This window comes from Pseudoclavibacter sp. AY1H1 (genome assembly GCF_002931055.1).
Taxonomy (GTDB): Bacteria; Actinomycetota; Actinomycetes; order Actinomycetales; family Microbacteriaceae; genus Pseudoclavibacter.
The window spans coordinates 278,781-298,677 of sequence record NZ_PSXX01000003.1 but is presented as its reverse complement, the minus strand read 5'-3'; the positions used below and the strand labels follow the sequence as shown (position 1 = coordinate 298,677).

The window sequence follows — 19,897 nt, the reverse complement described above, 5'->3', positions numbered from 1 at the left end:
GCCCAGCGTCGCCCGCCTGGACGACGCGAGCATCGAGGTGACCTACACGTACACGCTGCCCGGCGAGGCGAACGCCGAATCGAGCGGGCGGGTCCGGCTAGGCTGGGGTGGATGGACGACTCCCTGGTGCTCAGAAGCGTACTTTCGCTCGTGATGATCGGATCCGGACTCCTCGTGGTCTGGATGGCGAGCGCGGCAGCCTCCGGTCAGCTGCAGCGGAACTCGCTCGCCGGCATCCGCACGCCGAGCACGATGGCGAGCGATGTGGCGTGGGTCGCGGCCCACGTGCGGGCGAAGCGCCCAACGACGATCGCCGGATACCTTGCGCTGGCGACGGGCCTTGTTGTCCTCATCCCGATGCCGGAGTGGGGGATCGCGGTGGTCGTGCTCGGCGGATGCGGGGCGCTGCTCGGGTTCGTGCTCTACGGCGCTCGCGTGGGTGTCCAGGCCGCGAAAGCGGTGCTGAGAGCTCCCGGCGCCAAGCCTGCAGACGAGCCTGACGCCTAGTCCGTGGGTGGCACGTCGCCGTCCATGACCACAGACTGCGTGTCCTCATCCCACGTGAAGGTCGCCTGGACCCGCCCGCTCGATTCGGCGTTCGCCTCGCCGGGCAGCGTGTACGTGTAGGTCACCTCGATGCTCGCGTCGTCCAGGCGGGCGACGCTGGGCAGGAAGCCGTACGCGTCCGCGGTCGCGGTGCCCAGGTAGCGGCCCTGGTTGAAGAGCATGATGTGGCACGGCGTGGAGACGGTGCCGCCAGACAGCGTCACCACGACGTAGGAGAGTTCCGCGCACTCGTCGTACGTTGCCGCGTCTGGCGTGGCGGCGACCCACTCGTTCGACTCGAGGCCCGGGAACGGGGCGATGGAGCCGATCGACGCCGAGACGGCTTCCTCTTGCGTGAGTCCGGAGCACGCAGGCACCTCCGGCGTGGCGGTTGCCGTCTCCGCCGGAGTGGCCGGCGGTGCCGACGCCGGAACGGTCTGCGTGACCGTGACGGTCGGGGCGGCGGGTTCGGGGGCCGCCGACGGCGAGCATCCGGTCAGCGCGACCAGCGTCAACGCCGCACACGCGACGACAGGTGGTGTCAGGAAGCGGGGAGCCATGCCCGCAACCTAGCACCGCGACTCAGGCGGATGGCCCGGCTTTTGCTTCGATTTCCACGAACGTGAACGGTTCGTCGCGGTCGTTGACGAGGTTGTGGTGGGCTCCGGGCTCTCGGCTGTAGCTGACACCCGCCGTGCACTCCATGGCGAACGGGTCCGCCGACGTCGTCTCGACCGTCAGGCTGCCGGTGGTCTGCGGCACCACCACGTAGGGCAGCTCGTGGGTGTGCCAGCCGGTCTCCGCTCCGGGCGCGAACCGCCACTCGGTCACGCGGAAGCGATCGTCGTCGACCTGGACGGTTGGGGTGGCGCTGGGGCGGGTCATGTCTCGACGCTAGCGGCTGCGGTGCGTGGCACGCGTGCGCCTAGTTCTGCTCCTCTGCCGGGTCCTCGTCTTCCTGCTTCGTCTCCTCGGTGCGGTCGCGCAGCTTGTCGGCCATCGCGGCTGCACCCTCGCGTCCGTGCTCGCTCTCGACCTGTTCGATGATGTCGCGCAGGTTCTCGCCGCCGGTCGAGTCGTCGGATGCGGGGGACGCGTTCTGTGAGGTGGTCATGCCGCGACCGTACGCACCGAGGCTGGGCGGCCGCACATCACCGCCGGACTGCGGGCTCCCGTGGGTCCGCGGGGCGCTCGCGCCGCTGGAGCCCCAGCTTCTCGATCGCCCGCACCGCGTCGCGTCCCGCCCGGTTGGCGCCGACCGTCGACTGCGACGGGCCGAAGCCGATGAGGTGGATGCGCGGCTCGTCGGCGACCTGCGTGCCGCGCATCGTGATGCCGCCTCGGGCGTTGCGCAGCCCGAGCCCGTCGAGGTGCGCGAGGTCGGCGCGGAACCCCGTGGCCCACAGGATCGCGTCGACCGGAGTGAAGGACCCGTCGGCCTCGCGCACGCCGTCCGGCTCGATGGCGGTGAACATGGGCCGCCGCTCGAGTGCGCCCCGATCCCGGGCGGCCACCGCGTAGGGCGACCAGCCGAGGCCCGTGTACGAGACGACGCTGCTCGACGGCTCGCCCGCCTCGACGTCGGCCGTCACCTTCGCGATGGTGCTGCGCCCCTCCACCTCCGGGTTGAAGCCGTTCTCGAGGAAGACCGGCTCGCGTCGCGTGTACCAGAACGTCTGCGCCCCGCGCGAGATCTCCTCGAGCTGCTGCACCGCCGAGATGCCGCCGCCGACGACCGCGACCCGCTGGCCTTCGAAGGCCGACGCCGACACGTAGTCGCGCGTGTGCAGCTGCGTGCCGCGGAACGCATCCTGGCCCGGGATGCTCGGCAGCAGCGGGTTGTTCCACGTTCCGGTCGCGTTGATGATCGCGTCGGCGCGCCACCCTCCGGCGCCGTCGGTCGCGACGAGGAGCGCTCCCTGCGGGTCGTCATCGACGCGCGACACCTCGAGCACCTTGACCGGGCGCAGGATGGGCAGGGGCTTCGCGCGCTCGAACTCGGCGAAGTACCGGGGCACCGCGTCGCGACTCGGCTCGTCCTCGCTGCCAGGGGTGCGCGCGAACGTGGGCAGGTCGAAGATGCCGTTCACGGTCGCCATCGTCAGGGACTCCCAGCGGTGCTGCCATGCGCCGCCGGGCTTGGGGTTCGCATCCAGCAGCACGAAGGTGCGCTCGGCGTCCGGCTCGTCGAGGGCGCTCGCGAAGCCGCGCCGCGATAGGTGGAAGCCAGCCGAGAGGCCCGCCTGGCCGGCGCCGATGACGACGACCGTCGCGGAGCGTGGTGCCTCAGGCACGGTCGGCGCCGCCCTCCGCCTCGTCGAGCCCCAGGTGCTCGCGCAGGGCCTCCGTGATCGACGCCACCTGGGTCAGCTGCTCGGGCGACAGGGCGTCGAGGAAGAGTTCCTGGATGGCCTTGAGGTGGGGCACCGAGCCGCGCCGGAACGCGGCGGCGCCCTCCTCGGTGAGGCTCACCACCGAACCCCGAGTATCGTCGCTGCAGGGGTCGCGGCGCAGGAGGCCGCGCTTCTCCATGCGGCCGAGCTGATGCGAGAGGCGACTGCGCTCCCAGCCGATCGTCGCCGCGAGCTCCGACGAGCGCAGGGATCGGCTGGGTGCCTCGCGCAGTGCGAGCAGGACGCCGTAGTCGCCCGTCGACAGCGCTGACTCGCTCTGCATGCGGCTCGCGAGGCGCGAGTTCAGCACGCTCGTGGTCTCGATGAACCCGCGCCAGACGCGCAGCTCCTCGGCGCTGATCTGCGTTCGCTTCTGCGTGCCCATGGGTCCTCCGTCGCTCGTGTCGCCCCCATCATGCCACGTAGTTGACATATCAACTACCCGGATGCATGATTGACACGTCAACTACCTGGAGGACCCATGAGCACGCAGAAGGGCACGCAGATGAGCGCAGTGGATGCAGCCCAGTTCGGATTCGAGATCGGCCTCAACTCGTTCGGCGACGTGCCGAACGTCGACGGCCGTCCCATGTCCGACGCCGAGACGGTGCGCCTGCTCGTCGACGAGGCGCGCCTCGCCGAGCGAGTCGGCCTCGACGTCTTCAGCATCGGCGAGCACTACCGGGAGGGCTTCGTCGACTCCGCGACCCCCGTCATCCTCGCGGGCATCGCCACGGCGACGGAGCGCATCGGGCTCGGCTCTGCCGTCACCGTGCTCAGCACGAACGATCCCGTGCGCCTCTACAACGAGTTCTCGACCCTCGACGCGCTCTCGAACGGGCGCGCGCAGATGGTCGTGGGGCGCGCATCCCAGACACAGTCGTTCCCGCTCTTCGGCTGCGACATCGCCGACTACGAGCAGCTCTTCGAGGAGAAGCTCGACCTCTTCATGCAGCTGCAGCGCAACTCCTCGGTGACCTGGTCGGGCACGGTCCGCGCGCCGCTCGTCGACCAGACCCTGCACCCGACGATGCGCCCCGGTGGCATCCCCACGTGGGTCGGCGTCGGCGGCAGCCCCGACTCGGTCGTGCGGGCGGCCCGCTACGGTCTGCCGCTCATGCTCGCAATCATCGGCGGCCAGCCCGAGCGATTCGCCGGCCACGTCGACCTCTACCATCGCGCGCTCGAGAAGTTCGGGATGCCAGCGAATCGCGTCGGCCAGCACGCGCTCGGCCTCGTGGCCGAGACCGACGAGGAAGCGGCCGAGACCTGGTGGGAGTCGTGGAAGCCCATGGTCGAGATGATGGGCAGGGAGCGCGGCTTCTACCCGCCCACGAAGGACCGCTACCTCCAGGAGCTCGAGACGGGCGCCCTCTTCGTCGGCTCCCCGGACACGGTCGCGAAGAAGATCGTGCGCATGGTCGAGGCGCTGCGCATCAGCCGCTTCGACCTCAAGTACGACGTCATCGGCCTGCCGGTGGGTGCACGCTCGCAGACCATCACCCTGCTCGGCACCGAGGTCGCACCCCGCGTGCGCGCCCTGCTCGCGAAGGAGTCCATCGATGTCTGACGCTCAGCCCACCCCGGGCCGGACGGCAGCGAGCCTGCCCACGATCGGCATCCTGGGGGCCGGCAAGGTCGGCACGGTACTCGCTCGCCTCCTCATCGCGAGCGGCTACCGGGTGCTCATCGCGGGTTCCGGCTCCCCGAGCAAGATCGAGCTCATCATCGACGTGCTCGTGCCCGGCGCGACCACGGGCACCAGCGCCGAGGTGGCCCGGCAGGCCGACGTCGTCATCCTCGCGCTGCCGCTCGGGAAGGCCCTGCCGCTCGATGGGCACGAGGCGATTCCCCGCGACGAGCTGCGCGGGAAGCTCGTCATCGACGCCATGAACTACTGGTGGGAGATCGACGGCGTGCGCGATGACCTCAACGACCCGTTCGCGGCAACAAGCGAGCTCGTCCAGGAGCTGCTCTCCGAGTCGCGAGTCGTCAAGGCCTTCAACCACATGGGCTACCACGACCTCGACGAGGGGCCGAAGCCCGCTGGCGCCGTCGGCAGGAGGGGGATCGGCATCGCGGGCGACGACCCCGCGGACATCGCCGACGCCTCGCTGCTCGTGGATGCCGCCGGCTTCGACCCCGTGCTCGTCGGCACCCTGCACGACAGCTTCTCCCTGCAGCCGGGCAGCGAGCTCTTCGGTGCGAACTTCGCCGCAGCGGAGGTGCGCTCGACCGCCGCGCGCTTCCCGAGCACCGAGCGGGGCCTCGAACTCGAGGCCCTCCGCGAGGAACGGATGGGCACGGTACCAGCCGGGCAACCGCGATCCTGAGTCGCGCCAAGCTGCCGCACACCGCGCATCCACGTGCGGATGCTGGACTCGTCGCATGGCGCAATTGCGCCGAACCGACGAAGTGAAGGAGACCGAATGGTATTCGAGAACATCGGCGACAAGGCAGCGCAGGCGGCGAACAGCGAGCAGGGTGAGCAGTTCACCGACCACGCGTTCGACGCGGCCGGAGATCACGCGGACACCGCGATCGGCAACCAGCACGACGAGCACATCCAGAAGATGCGCGACGGCGCCGACGCGGCAGTCGGCACCGAGTAGCACCGCCGTCGCGGCGCTGCCGCAGACCACGAAGGCCCGCCCAGGTGGCGGGCCTTCGGCGTCTGCTGGCGGGCTGGCGCTGGCGGGACGGCGTCAGCGGATGCGGGTGCGCAGCTCCTCGGTCGACGTCACGCCGTCGTCGATCACGGCTCGGGCCGCGTCGCGGAGCGCTTCGCTCTCGCCGACGTCCCAGAGCAGCACGCCGACGGGTGCCCCCGACTTGTCGCGGAAGTAGCTGACTCGGCTCTGGTCGGACTCGCCGGACTCGGGGAGAGCCGAGTCCAGCACGTCGAGCTCGGGGTCGAGGGTGCCGACCGCTTCCCACCGCGTGCCGAACACCATCGAGTAGAAGTACGGGGTGTGCGAGTACGGTTCGGCGGCACCCGCCATCGAACGGCCCGCGGCCGCCCCCATCTCGGTGGCGTTGTCGACGTGTTCGACGCGCGTCTGGCCGAGCACCGGGTCCGGGTAGACGGCGATGTCGCCGGCCGCCCAGATGGACGGGTCGATGGTGCGGAGCTGCTCGTCGACGACCACGCCTCCGTCGTCGACCACGAGGCCGGAGTCCTCCGCCAGGTCGACGACGGGCTTCGCTCCGAGGCCGAACACGACGAAGTCGGCCTCCGTCTCCGCTCCGTTGTCGAACACGACGGTCACACCATCCGGGTTGGTCGCGGGGGAGGGGGCGCCAGTCGCGGTCTCCACGGTCTCCACGGTCTCGGCTGCCTCCGCGGTCGCCTCGTCGTAGGGTGCCCGCACCTCGGCGAGCACGCGCTCGACGCGGCGCCCGGGCACGAGCCCAACGCCGTGCTCCACGAACAGCTCCTGGAATCGTTCGGCGAGCGACGGCGGGAACGTGGATGCGCCGAGCACCTCCTCGGGGAAGACCAGGTCGACCTCCACGTGATTCTGCGCGAGGGCCGCCGCGATCTCCGTGCCGATGTATCCGCCGCCGACGACGACCGCGTGGGCGTTTCCCTCGCTGAGCTCGCGCAGGCGCCGGTAGTCGCTCGCCGAGCGGAAGAAGAGGATGCGCGTGCTCTCGGGCACGTCGATCTCGACGGGCTTCGAGCCCGTCGAGAGCAGCAGCTTGCCGTAGCTGACGGTCTCGCCGGTGTCGGTCGTGACGGTCTTCGCCTCGCGGTCGATGCCCGTCACGAGCGTGCCGAGCGTGATCTGGGCGCCCGTCGCGTCGCTCGTGCCGAGCGGCGTCTGCTCCCACGTGAAGTCGGGGTCGACCCAGAGCTTCTTCGAGAGGGCAGGCCGTGCGTAGGGTTCGTCGACGTCTGCGCTCAGGATGCCGATGGTGCCCGTCTCGTCTCGTTCGCGGATGCCGCGGGCGGCCGCATCCGCGACCATTCCTCCGCCGATGATCAAGTAGTCGTAAGCGCTCATGTGCTCCACGCTACGAACCGAGCTCGGGTGGCGCCTGGGAGCGGGGGCGGGGAGTTGCCCGCTGCTCGGGCTCGCGCGTGCGGCGAATCGGAAAGCGCTCCCTGGATCACTGACGGTTGTCTCGCGGATCATTCCACGTTATGTTGGAGCAATCGGGAAAGCGGTTACCCACCGTGAGAGCTCAACCGGGTGCCGCGTTCGACCGAGTCCCCTCTTACAACGCTGTAAGGAGCTCCGCATGACGAGCGCAACCACCAACACCCCAGTCATCGGCTCGCCGACTGACGCAACGCCCCCACCCGTGAAGCGACGCTCCATCGCCAAGGGACTCTCCGGCTACACCTACCCGGCCATCTTCCTCATCGTCGCGTTCGCGGCCTGGTGGGCGGTGACGGAGACCGGAACCGTCGCCTCCTACATCCTGCCCTCGCCCGCCGACACTCTCGCGGCGTTCACCGACAACCCGCAGTACCTGTGGGACAACACGTGGGTGACCACCGTCGAGACCGTCATCGGCTTCGCCCTCTCCGTGGTCCTCGGCGTCGCGGTCGCCGTGATCATGGTCTACTCCCGCACCCTCGAGCGCACCTTCTACCCGCTGATCCTGTTCGCGCAGGTCATCCCGAAGATCGCCATCGCGCCGCTCTTCATCGTGTGGATGGGGTTCGGTCCCGAACCGAAGATCCTCGTCGCCGTGCTCATGGCCTTCTTCCCCATCGTCATCGCCGGCATCAGCGGTCTCCGCACGATCGACCCCGAGATCCTGGAGCTCACGAGCACCATGGGCGCCTCACGATGGAAGACGTTCGTGAAGGTGCGCTTCCCCGCCGCGCTGCCGGAGCTGCTCTCCGGCATGAAGGTCGCCGCGACGCTCGCCGTCACGGGAGCCGTCGTCGGCGAGTTCGTCGGCGCCAACGCCGGCCTCGGCTACGTCATCCTGCAGGCCAACGGCAACGTCGACACCGCCATGCTGTTCGCCGCCCTCATCATCATGTCCCTCCTCGGCATCCTCCTCTTCGCCGTCATCCTCGTCGCCGAGCGCTTCCTCGTGCCCTGGCACGCGTCGCGTCGCAACCTCGAGAGCTGACAGCAGCCATCTCCCACCATTTCGACCCCCACCGCCTCGACCCACAACTGGAAAGGCCCCTCATGTCAAAGAAGACAATCCGCAACGGGCTCGTCACCGCCGTCGCCGCCAGCGCGCTCCTCCTCACCGCGTGCTCCGGCAACGCATCCCCCGAACCGGGAGCCGCCGGAGCCGACGGCGAAGCCGGCCTCACCGACGTGACGCTCATGCTCAACTGGTACCCGTACGGCGAGCACGCCCCCTTCTACTACGGGGTCGAACAGGGCATCTTCGAAGAGCACGGCATCAACCTCACGATCCAGGCGGGCCAGGGGTCGACGAAGACCGCCCAGGCCGTCGGCCAAGGGCAGGTGGACTTCGGCTGGGCAGACACCCCGGCCGTGCTCGCCAACATCGACAAGGGCGTGAGCATCCGCAGCGTCGGGGTCTTCCTGCAGACCACTCCGTCGGCCGTGCAGGTCTTCACCGACTCCGGCATCTCGACGCCCGCCGACCTCAAGGGCAAGACCATCGCGACGTCCGCGGGAGACGCGCCGACGACGACGTTCCCGCTCTACCTGGAAGCCGCCGGCCTGGAAGAGGGGGATGTCACGCAGCAGAACCTCGACGCCGCCGGCAAGATGGCCGCGATGATCAACGAGCAGGTCGACGGGCTCATCGGCTTCGCCCACGACCAGGGCCCGACGATCGCCGCGCAGAGCGGCAAGGACGTCACCTACCTGAAGTACTCCGACGTCGGACTGAACTTCTTCAGCAACGGCCTCATCGCCAACACCGATCTCATCGAGAGCAACCCGGACCTCGTCGAGAACATGGTCGCCGCGACCTCCGAGGCGTACGCGGCAGCCACCGAGGCGCCTGAGGATGCCGTCGCCGCCATGGACGGCAAGGACCCGCAGATGCCCGCGGCCGAAGTGCTCATCGAGCAGTGGAACAACACCATCCCGCTCCTCACGTCCCCCGAGAGCGACGGCAACGCCCCCGGCGTGAACACGACCGGAGACTGGGAAGCGACCATCGAGGTGCTCTCCACGGCCGGGCTCATCGAGGAGGCGAAGCCCGTCGAGGACTACTTCGACGCGAGCTTCGAGCCGAGCGGAGCGGCAGAATGAGCATGACGGTCAACGAGCGCACGGCGCCCTCCTCGGCGGGCGGCCACCAGGACTACCTGCTCGGCATCGACGACGTCGGCATCCGCTTCGAGACGAAGCGACGCAGCGTGCAGGCGCTGCGCGACGTCGACCTGCACGTCCGCAAAGGGGAGTTCGTCTCCATCGTGGGGCCGTCGGGATGCGGGAAGTCGACCCTGCTGCGGGCGGTCGCCGGCCTCACCGTGCCGACCGAGGGAACCATCGAGCTGCGCGGCTCCCGAGTCATCTCGCCGCGGCAGGACGTCGGGTTCGTCTTCCAGCGACCGGCCCTGCTGCCGTGGCGAGACGTGCGCGGCAACATCCTGCTGCAGGCCGAGATGCGAGGCCTCGACAAGGCGGCAGCGTCGAAACGGTGCGACGAGCTCCTCGAGCTCACGAGCCTCACCGACTTCGCGAAGGCCCTCCCGCACGAGCTGTCCGGCGGCATGCAGCAGCGCGTCTCGCTGTGCCGGGCCCTCCTGCATGACCCCGATGTCCTCCTCATGGACGAGCCGTTCGGGGCCCTGGATGCGCTCACGAGGGAGCACCTCAACGTCGAGCTCCAACGCCTCTGGGCGCAGACCGACCTGACCGTGCTCCTCGTGACGCACTCCGTGCCCGAGGCTGTCTACCTGGCGAGCAGGGTGGTGCTCATGGGGCCGCGCCCCGGCACGATCATCCAGGAGTTCGACGTCGACCTGCCGCGCGAACGCGAATACGAGCCGACGCTCGAGGACCCGCGCTTCCACAAGGTCGCCGGGCGCATCCGCGAACTCCTCGGCAGCCCTCTCGGCGGCGACTGAACGCCCCGCCGAACCGCGACCATCGAAGCACCTGGCCCGCTCGCCGCAAGGTGGGCGGGCCTCTTCGTGCGCCGGCAGGTCCGCCCCGGGTCCCGGCAGAGCAGCGCGGGCACTGCGCCTCGGCACTGTGCGCCGGCAGGCCCGCCCCGGGCCCCGGCAGAACAGCGCGGGCACACAGCAGAGCGCCTGCCCCGGATCGGGGCAGGCGCTCTGCTCGCTCGTGCGGGTCTGGCCTCAGCCGCGCACCGGCAGCGCGAGGTGGGTGCCGACGTGCGTTCCGAATGCCTCGACCGTGTCGGCGAGCGCCTCGTCGAAGTCCTTCGCCCACAGCTCGGCGTTGAACACCTCGACCTCGACGTCGCCCGTGTAGCCAGCATCGGTCACCCAGCTCGTGAGTTCGGCGAAGTCGATGATCCCGGCGCCGGGGAGGTGGCGGCTCAGCAGCACGTCGGCGGGGAGGGGAGTTGCCCAATCGCACACCTGGTACGAGGCGATTCGGCCGTCTCTCCCGGCCCGGGCGATCTGCTCCTCGGCATCCGGATCCCACCAGACGTGGAACGAGTCGATCACTACGCCGACGGCGGGGCTCCCGACACGATCGGCGAGGTCGAGCGCCTGCTTGAGGGTCGAGAGCACCGCCCGGTCGGACGCGTACATGGGGTGCAGGGGCTCGAGCACAAGCGTGACGCCCGCCGCCTGCGCCTCGGGCGTGAGCTCGGCGATGGCCTCCTCGAGGCGGCCGCGGGCCCCCGCGAGGTCGCGGCTTCCCTCCGGGATGCCTCCCGCGACGATGATGAGCGACGCCGACGACCCGGGAGCGCCGGCCGCGGCAAGCGTCGCCGCCTCCTCGATGGCCCTGCGGTTGTCGTCGATGGCCGCCCGACGCTCAGCGCCCTCCGGCATCGTCACGAACCCGCCGCGGCAGTGGCTGGAGAACCGCAGCCCGGAGTCGGCGAGCATGCGCGCCGACTCCGCGAGGCCGACGTCCGCGACCGGCTCCCGCCACAGCCCGATGCTCTGCACGCCCTGACGCACGGTCGCATCGACGGCCTGCCGCAGCGAGGCGTGCTTGATCGTCGCCTGATTGATCGACAGGCGGGGGTGCGCGCTCATGCGAGCACCCCCGAGGTGGCGTCGACGCCGTTGAGGCGCAGCATCGCGTGCCAGCGGTCGGTCGCGAGCTCGGGCCGCTCGAGCGCCCCGGACGTGTTCGCGAGCTCCACGATGCGCGAGAGGTGCGGGAGGCTGCGGGCCGCGTGCAGCCCGCCCACCATCTGGAACGCATCCTGGTGGCCGTTCAGCCAGCTGAGGAACGCGACGCCCGTCTTGTAGTAGAAGGTGGGTGCGGCGAAGACCTGCCGCGACAGCTCCTGCGTCGGCTCGAGGATGCGCCGGAACTCAGCGGGGTCGCCCGCGTCGAGGGCCTGCACGGCGGCGGATGCGCTCGGCGCGAGCACGCTGAACGCGCCGAGGAGGGCGTCGGAGTGGATGCCGTCCGCGTCGTCCTCGATCAGCTCGACGTAGTTGAAGTCGTCGCCCGTGAACATCGTGATGCCCTCGGGGAGGCGTGCGCGAACGGCCCGTTCGGCGTCCGCATCCAGGAGGCTCATCTTGATGCCGCTGACCTTGTCGGCGTGCTCCTCGATGAGGGTGATGACAAGGTCGGACGCCTGCTGCCAGGCGTCGGCGCCGAAGTAGCCGCGCAGAGCAGGGTCGAACGCGGTGCCGAGCCAGTGCAGCACCGCCTTCGACGAGACGGCGCCGAGCACGCGCGTGTAGACGCGGGCGTAGTCGGCGGGGGACTGCGCCGCGCGGGCCAGGTGTCGGCTCGCCATGATGACGGGAAGCGCGCCTTGCTCCTCCGCGAACTTCAGCTGCTCGAGGTAGGCGTGCTCGATCTCGTCGAGGGTCAGCACCTCCTCCGTGCGGGAGTCGGTGTTGACGCCGACGGCGATACTGCCGCCCTCCTCGCGCGCGGCCGCGGAGCTGCGGGCGATGAGCTCGCGCGTCGCACGAGCGTCGAGTCCCATGTTGCGCTGAGCCGTGTCCATGGCATCGGCGACGCCGAGCCCCCACGACCAGAGCTGCCGCCGGTAGCCGAGCGTCGCATCCCAGTCGATGTCGGCAGGCGCGCCAGGCACGTTGTCGGCCGTCGCGCGGGGGATGACGTGCGCCGCCGCGTACAGCTCGCGGGAGCGGAGCCCGCCCGTCGGGCGCTGGAAGGCGGGGGCCTCGAGCAGCTCGACCCGCGACGACTCGCCAGCGGGGGAGAGCAGGGCGAGCCGAGTGCCGGTCGCCGTCCGCGTGCTGTCGATCACCTGCGTCGCCGTCACTTCGCACCCGCCTGATCTGCCAGCGACACGCGGCGGCCAGACGCATTCGACTCGAGTGCGGCCTCGGCGAGCAGCATGCCCTTGGCCCCCGAGCGGAAGTCGTAGTCGTGGGTGCCGTCCTCGAGCACGTAGCGGAGGAACTCGATCCACTGCAGCTTGAAGCCGTTGTCGACGGCGTCGTTCTGCGGCACCTCGATCCAGTCCGCGGAGTAGTCGTGCTCGTCGCGCAGGTCCGGGTTCCAGGTGGGCTTCGGGGTGACGTTGCGGGGCTGCACCTTGGCGCCGAAGAGGCCGACGACGGCGCTCCCGTGCGTGCCGTCGACGTGGATCTCGACGAGCTCGTCGCGGTTGACGCGCACGGTCCAGCTCGAGTTGAACTGCACGATCGGTCCGTCGGCGAGGTCGAAGATCGCGTACGCCGCGTCGTCGGCGGTCGCCGTGTAGCGCTTTCCCGCCTCGTCGACGCGCTCGGGGATGTGGGTGCGCGTCTCGGCGTAGACGGAGGAGATCTCGCCGAAGAGGTTCTCGATGACGTAGTTCCAGTGCGGGAACATGTCGACGACGATGCCGCCGCCGTCCTCGGAGCGGTAGTTCCAGCTCGGTCGCTGCGACGGCTGCCAGTCGCCTTCGAAGACCCAGTAGCCGAACTCGCCGCGCACGGAGAGGATCTCGCCGAAGAAGCCGCTCTCGATGAGGCGGCGCAGCTTGATGAGGCCCGGCAGGTAGAGCTTGTCGTGGACGACGCCGTTCTTGACGCCGGCCGCCTCCGCCTCCTCGGCGAGGGCCAGTGCGTCGGCGTAGCTCTCGGCCGTGGGCTTCTCTGTGTAGATGGCCTTGCCGGCGGCGATGGCCTTGCGGATCGCCGGGACGCGCAGCCGCGTGATGAGCGCGTCGAAGTAGACGGGGAAGTCTTCGTCGGCGAGGGCGACGTCGAGGTCGGTCGTGTACTTGTCGATGCCGTGCTTCGCGGCCAGCTCGCGGAGGCGTTCCTCGTTGCGGGCGACGAGGTAGAGCTCGATCGGGCGACGCGTGCCGTCCGACAGCGGGATGCCGCCCTCGTCGCGGAGGGCGAGCAGTGAGCGGACGAGGTGCTGGCGGTAGCCCATGCGCCCCGTCGCGCCGTTGACGATGATCCCGAGCTTGTCCGTGGTCATATCCATCCTCTCGTCTGAGTCTCGGCGTTGAGACTTCGACCAGCGTATTGGAAAGCGCTTACCGAAACAAGCGCGAGATCGAAGCGGGGTGCCTGGGCCTGGTCTGCTGGCCTAGTCGCGGGAGGTCTCGCGGGGAGTTTCGCGGGAGATCTCGCGGGTGGTGTCACCGGTGGCGTCGCGGACGCTCTGGCGAACGGGTCAGCCGCGGCGCGGAGTGCTCTCGCGGATGACGACGGCCGTGTTCACGGGCAGCACGACGGGGCCGTCCGTGCCGCGCTCCGCGAGGGCGAGGCGCACGGCGCGGTAGCCCATGTCGCTCAGGGGTGCGACGACGGTCGTGAGGGGAGGGGTCACGTCGCGCACGAGCGCGATGTCGTCGAAGCCGGCGACGGACACGTCGCGGCCGGGTTCCTTGCCGAGGTCCCGGAGGGCGGTGAGGACGCCCGTGGCCATGAGGTCGCTGGTCGCGAAGATGGTGTCGGTGTCCGGGAAGCGGGAGAGGAGCGTGCGCAGCGCCTCGTAGCCGCCGTCGCGGGTAAAGGAGGTGGAGATGACGGCGTCGTCGTCGATGCCGAGGTCCGACTCCGCGAGCCCCTCGGTGAAGCCATCCACTCGGTCTCGGTTGGTGAGCAGCTCCAGGGGCCCCGTGATGATCCCGAACCTCCGGCCGCCCTGGTTCACGAGCTGACGAGCGAGCTCCTGCGCGCCGTCGCGGTTGCGGAGCTCGACGACGTCGAAGGGGGAAGGGGCCTGGGCGACGAGCACGACTCGCCCGCCGGAGGCGTCGTACGCGAGCAGCTGCTCTTCGAGGGCCGCCTGCTGCGGGTCGTCGATGCGCCGGGACCCGGTGAGGATGATGGCGCGGGGGCGCTGCCCGCGCAGGGTGCGCACGATCTCGAGCTCGTTCGTGACGCTCCGCTCTGCCGCGGCGATGGTCACGATGAGGTTGGCTTCCTCGGCGCCGCGCATGACGCCCGCCGCGATGGCGCTGAAGTACGGGTCGGCGATGTCGCTCACGACCACGGCGATGGTCGAGGAAGCGCCCCTCGCGACGGCCTGCGCGCTCAGGTTGGGTGAGTAGCCGAGCCGGTCGGCGGTCTCCTGGACGCGCTTCTTGATCTCCTCGTTCACGCGCCTGCCAGCGCTGCCGTTGATGGCGCGCGAGGCGGTTGCGATCGAGACGCCGGCCGCCTGCGCGACCTCGCCGAGCGTGACGTGGTTTCCGTGTCGACTCACGTGTCTCCTCCCCGGCGCGCGACGGTGCGCGCCGCCCTGAATATCTGGAGCCTAGCGGGAAACGCTTTCCTCGGGCGCGTTCCGGTCGGTAGGTTGGGGGCATGCAGCGCCGCACCGTCATCGCACCGGATTCGTTCAAGGGCACCGCTTCGGCGGCCGAGGTCGCCGCGGCGATCAGGCGGGGCTGGCTTCGCGCCAGACCCGGGGACGAGTGCGTCGAGGTGCCGATGGCCGATGGCGGCGAGGGGACGACCGCGGCCATCGCCGGCTCGGTTCCAGGCGCGCGAGTGGCATCGGTGCGCGTCGAGGGGCCGCTCGGTGCCCCCGTTGACGCTGAGCTCGTGGAGCTCCCGGACGGCACCTGGGTCGTCGAGCTGGCGGAGACGAGCGGCATCGCGCTGCTCGACGGGGTGGACCGCGAGTCGTGCGCCCGAGCGTCGACCATCGGGCTCGGTCAGGCGATCAGGTTCGCGGCGGAGCACGGCGCGAGGCGAGTGCTCGTGGGGCTGGGGAGCAGCGCGTCGACCGACGGCGGCGCGGGGATGCTGTCGGCGCTCGGCGTGCGGTTCCTCGACGCCGCTGGCGCTGACATCCCGCTCGGGAATCGCGGACTGCACTCGCTCGAGAGCGTCGATATCTCCGGGCTCGTCCGGCTCCCCGCCGACGGCCTCGTCGCGCTGACCGATGTCGTGAATCCGCTCTTCGGGGTGCTCGGGGCCGCCGCCGTGTTCGGGCCGCAGAAGGGCGCATCCGCCGACGATGTTCCCCTGCTCGAGGCCGGGCTCACGCGGCTCGCGCAGGTGCTCGACGGGGCGCCGGAGGCGAGCGGCGATGTCCTCGCGCTCGCGGCGCATCCGGGTGCCGGTGCGGCGGGCGGCACGGGATTCGGCCTGCTCGCGGTCGGCGCGGAAGTCTCGGCGGGCGCCGTGGCGGTCGCCGAGGCGGTCGGCCTGCGCGAGCTGCTGCGCGGGGCCGACCTCGTCATCACCGGGGAGGGCAGCTTCGACGCGCAGTCCGAGGCAGGCAAGGTCCCCTCGCTCGTGCGCAGGCTCGCGCAGGAGGAAGGCGCACGCTTCGGGGTGATCGCTGGCCGTGTGGGCCTTGGCGCCGAGGAGCGGGCGGTGCTTGCGCGGGACGGGGTCAGCATCGTGTCCTTGTCGGAGCTCGCCGGCTCCGGCCAGCGCGCCATGGACGAGACGCTCGATTGGGTCGAGGTCGCGGGAGAGCGGATGGCGGGCACGGTCGAGTTCTCGGTGCGCGAGCTTCCGGCTTAACGCCCGCCGTTTCCCCACCTTCCCATGTCAGGCGTCAGGCGGTGCGATCGCGAAGCTCGCGCTCCACTCGGGCGAGGATCTCGGGGTCGCGCACGACGATGCGCGCTTCCTCGACCTGCGACCCCGAGCCCGAGATGGTGTCGATGGCGGCGGCGATCGCGTCCTCGAGCGGCCAGGCGTAGATGCCGGCGCTCACGAGAGGGAACGCGACCGAGGTGGCGCCGAGCTCGTCGGCGACCTCGAGCGAGCGCCGGTAGCAGGAGGTGAGGAGCGCGCGGTCGCGCTGGCCCGATCCGTAGTCGGGGCCGACGGTGTGGATGACCCATCGTGCTGGCAGCTCGCCGGCGGTCGTGTATCCCGCCTCCCCGGTCGCAAGGCCGTCGGGGAACCTGGCTACGCAGTCACGGAGCACCGCGGGGCCGCCCGCACGGTGGATGGCGCCGTCGACCCCACCGCCCCCGCGCATCCCGTTGTTGGCCGCGTTCACGACCGCGTCGACGGCCTGCTCAGTGATGTCTCCGAGAACTGCCACGATTCGCGTCATGAGAGCAGTCTGTCGCAGCGGCGCCGAGCGAAACGGCGGATGCGGTGACAGCTCAGCGCGGGGCGCGGCGAATCCGGCGAACGCAGAGGCCGGGGCCGAGGCGGCGGCAGCAGATCGGGCGGCACTTCGCCGGTGAAACGCTCGCCCCCCCGAGACCCATGCCCGCTACTGTGACGAGCAGAGCTCAGCGCACGCTCCCCAGCGCTCTCGAGCTCACGATGGACGGAGCTTCTCATGTGGATGCAGGACATCGACCCGTTCGGAAATCCCTGGTTGTCGGCGCTCGTCGCCGTGATCCCGATCGCCATCTTCTTCATCTGCCTCACGGCGCTCAAGATGAAGGGCATCCTCGCCGCCAGCATCGCCGTCGTCGCCGAGATCCTCGTGGCGCTCGTCGCGTTCGGGATGCCGGGGACCGCCGTCGCAGGGTCGGGGCTCCTCGGCGTCCTCACCGCCATCTGGCCCATCGCGTACATCATCGTCATGGCCGTCTGGCTGTATCGCCTCGCCGTCGCGAGCGGACGCTTCGACGTGATCCGCGCCTCCATCTCGGGCATCTCGCCGGACCAGCGCATCCAGGTGCTGCTCATCAGCTTCGCGTTCGGCGCGTTCCTCGAGGGCGCGGCGGGCTTCGGGGTGCCGATCGCGATCTGCGCGGCCCTCCTCGTGCAGCTCGGCTTCAAGCCGGTGAAGGCCGCCATGCTGTCCCTCGTCGCGAACGTCGCGGCGGGAGCATACGGCGCGATCGGCATCCCCGTGATCGTCGGCGCGCAGGTGGCCGGCGTCGAGGTGCTCGAAATGTCCCGCATGATGATGCTGCTCCTGCAGCCCCTCACATTCCTCGTGCCGTTCCTGCTCGTCATGATCCTCGACGGCTGGCGCGGCCTCCGCGAGACCTGGCCGGCGACCCTCGTCGTGAGCGTCGTCTTCAGCGGCGTGCAGGCGTCCGTGCTGTGGTTCCTCGGGCCGGAACTCGCCGACCTCGGGTCGGGCCTCGCGGCGATGCTCGCGCTCTTCGTGTTCGGCCGCGTCTGGCAGCCGAAACGCATCTTCCGCGAAGGCGGAGGGGAGGCGCCGGCCGTGGAACGTCACAGCGTGCGCGAGATCGCGGTCGCCTGGAGCCCCTTCTACATCCTCACGGGCCTCATCCTCGTGTGGAGCATCCCCGCGTTCAAGCAGCTCTTCGCCGTCGACGGGCCGCTTGCCGCCGCGGTCATCAAGTTCCCGATTCCGGGCCTCACCGGCGAGATCGCGCTCTCGAGCGGTGACCCCGTCGCGACCACCTGGGACTTCGCCCCTATCAGCGCCACCGGCACCGCCATCCTGCTCGCCGTCATCGTGTCGTTCCTCACGACGCCGAGCCTCAAGGCCGCAGACCTGTGGGGGCAGCTCGCCGCCACGTTCCGCGAGCTCTGGCAGGCGCTGGTGCTCATCGCGCTCATCCTCGTGCTCGCGAACATCGCGAACTACTCGGGCGGCTCCGCGAGCATCGGCAGCGCGCTCGCCGCCGTCGGCCCCGTCTTCCCGCTCCTCGCGCCCATCATCGGGTGGCTCGGCGTGTTCCTCACCGGATCGGTCGTCAACAACAACACGCTCTTCGGGCCCCTGCAGGTCGCGACGGCCGGACGCATCGGCGTCGCGCCCTCGCTGCTCGTCGCCGCCAACACGGCAGGCGGCACGACGGCGAAGGTCATCTCGCCGCAGTCGATCGCCATCGCCGCGGGCGCCGTCGGTCTCTCGGGCCGCGAGGGAGAGATCCTCCGCAGCTCCATCGGGTACAGCCTCGGGATGCTCGCCTTCATCTGCGTCTGGAGCCTCACCCTCTCGATGCTGCTGCCCTCCTGAGTGCGCTGGCGCCCGCTGGTGCAAGCCGGGACGCGCCGGGACGCGCGCAGGGTTGTGGCTTGGTGCGGTCGCGGAGCCCCCAAGGAGCGTTTTGCCACAACTCTGCGGTGCCACTGGGTGAGCGGGGTGAGCGGGTGTGGCGTCCGGTCTGGTGCGCGACCGCGCGGGGTGAGCCGGCCTCGGCGCCTGGTCCGATGCCTGGTCCGGTGCGTGTCGGTCGGCGCGTGCCGGGACGTACACAGTGTTGTGGCTTGGTGCGGTCGCGGAGCCCCCAAGGAGCACTTCCCCACAACTCTGCGATGGCGCCGGGGCGCGGCGGTGCGGGCACGCGTTGGGCGGGCGAGTGCGTGTCCCCGTGCGCAGGGTTGTGGCTTGGTGCTGTTGCGGTGCTTGCGAGGAGCGTTTGCCCACAATTCTGCGGTGGTGTCCGGCGCGCAGTGGTGCAGGAGGTGTGCAGGGTTGTGGCTGGGTGCGGTTGCGGAGCTCCCAAGGAGCGTTTTGCCACAACTTTGGGGGCGGCGCGGGGTGAGTCGGCTTCGATGCCTGCTCGGGCGCGCGTTGCGCGGGCGAGTGCGTGTCCCCGCGCGCAGGGTTGTGGCTTGGTGCGGCTGCGGTGCTTGCGAGGAGCATCTCCCCACAACTCTGCGGTGGTGCCCGGCGCGCAGTGGTGCAGGATGCTCGCAGCGTTGTGGCTGGGTGCGGTTGCGGTGCTCAGCAGGTGCACCAAGCCACAACTCTGTGCGGGGGAGCTGTGGCCGGAGGCGCTAGCGCGGCACCTACTTCGAGACGAAGAACTCCAGCGCGATCTGATCGGGGTCCTTGAAGCTCAGCGCGTAGCCATACGCCGCCTCGACGATGCCGCTGTGCTCGATACCGTGCTCGCTCAGGTGGCTTGCCCACGCCTCGAGCTCATCGCGGCTCTCGACGGTGAGCCCGATGTGATCGAGTCCCGGCGAGAACGGCGAGAACCCTCCGCCACTCGCCCCGTCGGTGCCGCCGTCGTGCTGCGTGAGTCCGAGGTTCGTGCCGCCCGGCAGCGCGAACAGCTTGCGGTGCAGCGATTCGTCGTCGATCTCGGTCGCCGGGGCGAAGCCGAAGACCTGCTCGTAGAAGGCGACGCTCGTCTCGAGGTCGCGGACGGTCACCGCGAGGTGATGGATGTTCGTGAAGGTGGGCATCGTCGCTCATTCCTGCGCGCGTCGGGGCTGCGCGCTCCGCCATCCATCTAACGCCGGTCCCGCTGGGAAGAACCGGGATGCTGCGGGCTCCGAGCGGCACGGGAACCCGAGCGGCCGGCTTTGACAGCAGCGGTGTGGCCAAGTGCGGTTGCGGTGCTTCGCGAGCGCACTTACCCACAACTTTGGCGCCGGGACAGTGGGGGAGCGCGAAAGGAAGCGAGAGGAAGGCCGACAGCGCGAGAGGAAGGCCGACAGCGCGAGAGAGCCCGAGGAGCGCGGGGGCGCCCGCAGACGCAGGCGCCCGCAGACGCAGGTGCCCGCAGACACAGCTGTGGCGAACCGGCACCCAGGAGTCCGCGGGTGCGGT

The 19,897-nt window shown here is 70.3% G+C and carries 21 protein-coding genes; 9 read left to right on the top strand and 12 right to left on the bottom strand.

Going from position 1 to position 19,897, the window contains the following annotated elements; all coding sequences use genetic code 11:
* The first annotated feature begins 111 nt into the window (after positions 1-111).
* Positions 112-507 carry an SdpI family protein gene (locus C5E05_RS08110; protein WP_104341608.1) on the top strand — a complete coding sequence of 132 codons (396 nt, stop codon included), beginning with the start codon at positions 112-114 and terminating at the stop codon, positions 505-507.
* On the opposite strand, the gene C5E05_RS08105 is transcribed toward C5E05_RS08110, so the two are convergent.
* Genes C5E05_RS08105 through C5E05_RS08080 form a run of 5 tightly spaced genes read right to left on the bottom strand, consistent with a single transcriptional unit; the run spans position 504 to position 3,324 of the window.
* Positions 504-1,106 (bottom strand): LppP/LprE family lipoprotein, encoded by a 603-nt coding sequence (locus C5E05_RS08105; protein WP_146081069.1) that lies wholly within the window; start codon positions 1,104-1,106, stop codon positions 504-506. The two genes, C5E05_RS08110 and C5E05_RS08105, sit on opposite strands and share 4 nt — an antisense overlap.
* 22 nt (positions 1,107-1,128) lie before the next feature.
* Entirely contained in the window at positions 1,129-1,431 is a 303-nt protein-coding gene (locus C5E05_RS08095; RefSeq protein ID WP_104341606.1) for a cupin, read from the bottom strand.
* 40 nt (positions 1,432-1,471) lie between these two features.
* Complete coding sequence (locus C5E05_RS08090; RefSeq protein WP_146081068.1) at positions 1,472-1,660, bottom strand: hypothetical protein; 189 nt, start codon at positions 1,658-1,660, stop codon at positions 1,472-1,474.
* Between the two features lie 37 nt (positions 1,661-1,697).
* Positions 1,698-2,840, bottom strand: a complete 1,143-nt coding sequence (locus C5E05_RS08085; RefSeq protein WP_104341604.1) for an NAD(P)-binding domain-containing protein — start codon at positions 2,838-2,840, stop codon at positions 1,698-1,700.
* A complete protein-coding gene (locus tag C5E05_RS08080; protein WP_104341603.1) occupies positions 2,833-3,324 on the bottom strand; it encodes a MarR family winged helix-turn-helix transcriptional regulator in 492 nt (163 codons plus the stop codon). The genes C5E05_RS08085 and C5E05_RS08080 overlap by 8 nt, the downstream gene beginning before the upstream one ends.
* 96 nt (positions 3,325-3,420) lie before the next feature.
* Here C5E05_RS08080 and C5E05_RS08075 point away from each other — a divergent pair, with 96 nt between their 5' ends.
* From C5E05_RS08075 to C5E05_RS08065, 3 genes are all read left to right on the top strand, one after another.
* Positions 3,421-4,509: an LLM class flavin-dependent oxidoreductase gene (locus C5E05_RS08075; RefSeq protein ID WP_104341602.1), complete on the top strand. Its 1,089-nt coding sequence runs from the start codon at positions 3,421-3,423 to the stop codon at positions 4,507-4,509.
* A complete protein-coding gene (locus C5E05_RS08070; RefSeq protein WP_104341601.1) occupies positions 4,502-5,272 on the top strand; it encodes an NADPH-dependent F420 reductase in 771 nt (256 codons plus the stop codon). The genes C5E05_RS08075 and C5E05_RS08070 overlap by 8 nt, the downstream gene beginning before the upstream one ends.
* A 96-nt stretch (positions 5,273-5,368) precedes the next feature.
* Positions 5,369-5,551: an antitoxin gene (locus C5E05_RS08065; RefSeq protein WP_104240552.1), complete on the top strand. Its 183-nt coding sequence runs from the start codon at positions 5,369-5,371 to the stop codon at positions 5,549-5,551.
* 93 nt (positions 5,552-5,644) lie between these two features.
* On the opposite strand, the gene C5E05_RS08060 is transcribed toward C5E05_RS08065, so the two are convergent.
* Positions 5,645-6,946 carry an NAD(P)/FAD-dependent oxidoreductase gene (locus C5E05_RS08060; RefSeq protein WP_104341600.1) on the bottom strand — a complete coding sequence of 434 codons (1,302 nt, stop codon included), beginning with the start codon at positions 6,944-6,946 and terminating at the stop codon, positions 5,645-5,647.
* 238 nt (positions 6,947-7,184) lie between these two features.
* Between C5E05_RS08060 and C5E05_RS08055 the strand changes: the two genes are divergently transcribed.
* The 3 genes from C5E05_RS08055 (at position 7,185) to C5E05_RS08045 (ending at position 9,966) form a co-directional block, all read left to right on the top strand.
* The gene (locus C5E05_RS08055) at positions 7,185-8,033 is read left to right on the top strand and encodes an ABC transporter permease (RefSeq protein ID WP_104240554.1); all 849 of its coding nucleotides are present in this window, start codon (positions 7,185-7,187) and stop codon (positions 8,031-8,033) included.
* A gap of 62 nt (positions 8,034-8,095) precedes the next feature.
* Positions 8,096-9,145 (top strand): ABC transporter substrate-binding protein, encoded by a 1,050-nt coding sequence (locus tag C5E05_RS08050; protein ID WP_104240555.1) that lies wholly within the window; start codon positions 8,096-8,098, stop codon positions 9,143-9,145.
* A complete protein-coding gene (locus C5E05_RS08045) occupies positions 9,142-9,966 on the top strand; it encodes an ABC transporter ATP-binding protein (RefSeq protein ID WP_104341599.1) in 825 nt (274 codons plus the stop codon). The genes C5E05_RS08050 and C5E05_RS08045 overlap by 4 nt, the downstream gene beginning before the upstream one ends.
* Before the next feature lie 234 nt (positions 9,967-10,200).
* Here the strand turns inward: C5E05_RS08045 and C5E05_RS08040 are convergent, their stop codons facing one another.
* The 4 genes from C5E05_RS08040 to C5E05_RS08025 form a co-directional block, all read right to left on the bottom strand.
* Positions 10,201-11,079 carry a sugar phosphate isomerase/epimerase gene (locus C5E05_RS08040; protein ID WP_104341598.1) on the bottom strand — a complete coding sequence of 293 codons (879 nt, stop codon included), beginning with the start codon at positions 11,077-11,079 and terminating at the stop codon, positions 10,201-10,203.
* Positions 11,076-12,281 carry a dihydrodipicolinate synthase family protein gene (locus tag C5E05_RS08035; RefSeq protein WP_374953448.1) on the bottom strand — a complete coding sequence of 402 codons (1,206 nt, stop codon included), beginning with the start codon at positions 12,279-12,281 and terminating at the stop codon, positions 11,076-11,078. Before C5E05_RS08035 ends, C5E05_RS08040 begins: the two co-directional genes overlap by 4 nt.
* Positions 12,282-12,295: 14 nt before the next feature.
* Positions 12,296-13,453, bottom strand: a complete 1,158-nt coding sequence (locus C5E05_RS08030; RefSeq protein ID WP_104306167.1) for a Gfo/Idh/MocA family protein — start codon at positions 13,451-13,453, stop codon at positions 12,296-12,298.
* Positions 13,454-13,651: 198 nt separating this feature from the next.
* Positions 13,652-14,689: a LacI family DNA-binding transcriptional regulator gene (locus C5E05_RS08025; RefSeq protein ID WP_104341596.1), complete on the bottom strand. Its 1,038-nt coding sequence runs from the start codon at positions 14,687-14,689 to the stop codon at positions 13,652-13,654.
* Between the two features lie 101 nt (positions 14,690-14,790).
* Between C5E05_RS08025 and C5E05_RS08020 the strand changes: the two genes are divergently transcribed.
* Complete coding sequence (locus C5E05_RS08020) at positions 14,791-15,963, top strand: glycerate kinase (RefSeq protein WP_104341595.1); 1,173 nt, start codon at positions 14,791-14,793, stop codon at positions 15,961-15,963.
* A gap of 34 nt (positions 15,964-15,997) precedes the next feature.
* Here C5E05_RS08020 and C5E05_RS08015 read toward each other — a convergent pair whose 3' ends face one another.
* On the bottom strand, positions 15,998-16,507 hold the full coding sequence (locus C5E05_RS08015; RefSeq protein WP_104341594.1) for an O-acetyl-ADP-ribose deacetylase: 510 nt from the start codon (positions 16,505-16,507) through the stop codon (positions 15,998-16,000).
* Between the two features lie 234 nt (positions 16,508-16,741).
* On the opposite strand from C5E05_RS08015, the gene C5E05_RS08010 reads away from it, so the two are divergent.
* Positions 16,742-18,352 (top strand): L-lactate permease, encoded by a 1,611-nt coding sequence (locus C5E05_RS08010; protein ID WP_104298436.1) that lies wholly within the window; start codon positions 16,742-16,744, stop codon positions 18,350-18,352.
* A 776-nt stretch (positions 18,353-19,128) separates the two neighbouring features.
* On the opposite strand, the gene C5E05_RS08005 is transcribed toward C5E05_RS08010, so the two are convergent.
* Positions 19,129-19,530: a VOC family protein gene (locus tag C5E05_RS08005; protein ID WP_104240563.1), complete on the bottom strand. Its 402-nt coding sequence runs from the start codon at positions 19,528-19,530 to the stop codon at positions 19,129-19,131.
* Positions 19,531-19,897: the final 367 nt, after the last annotated feature.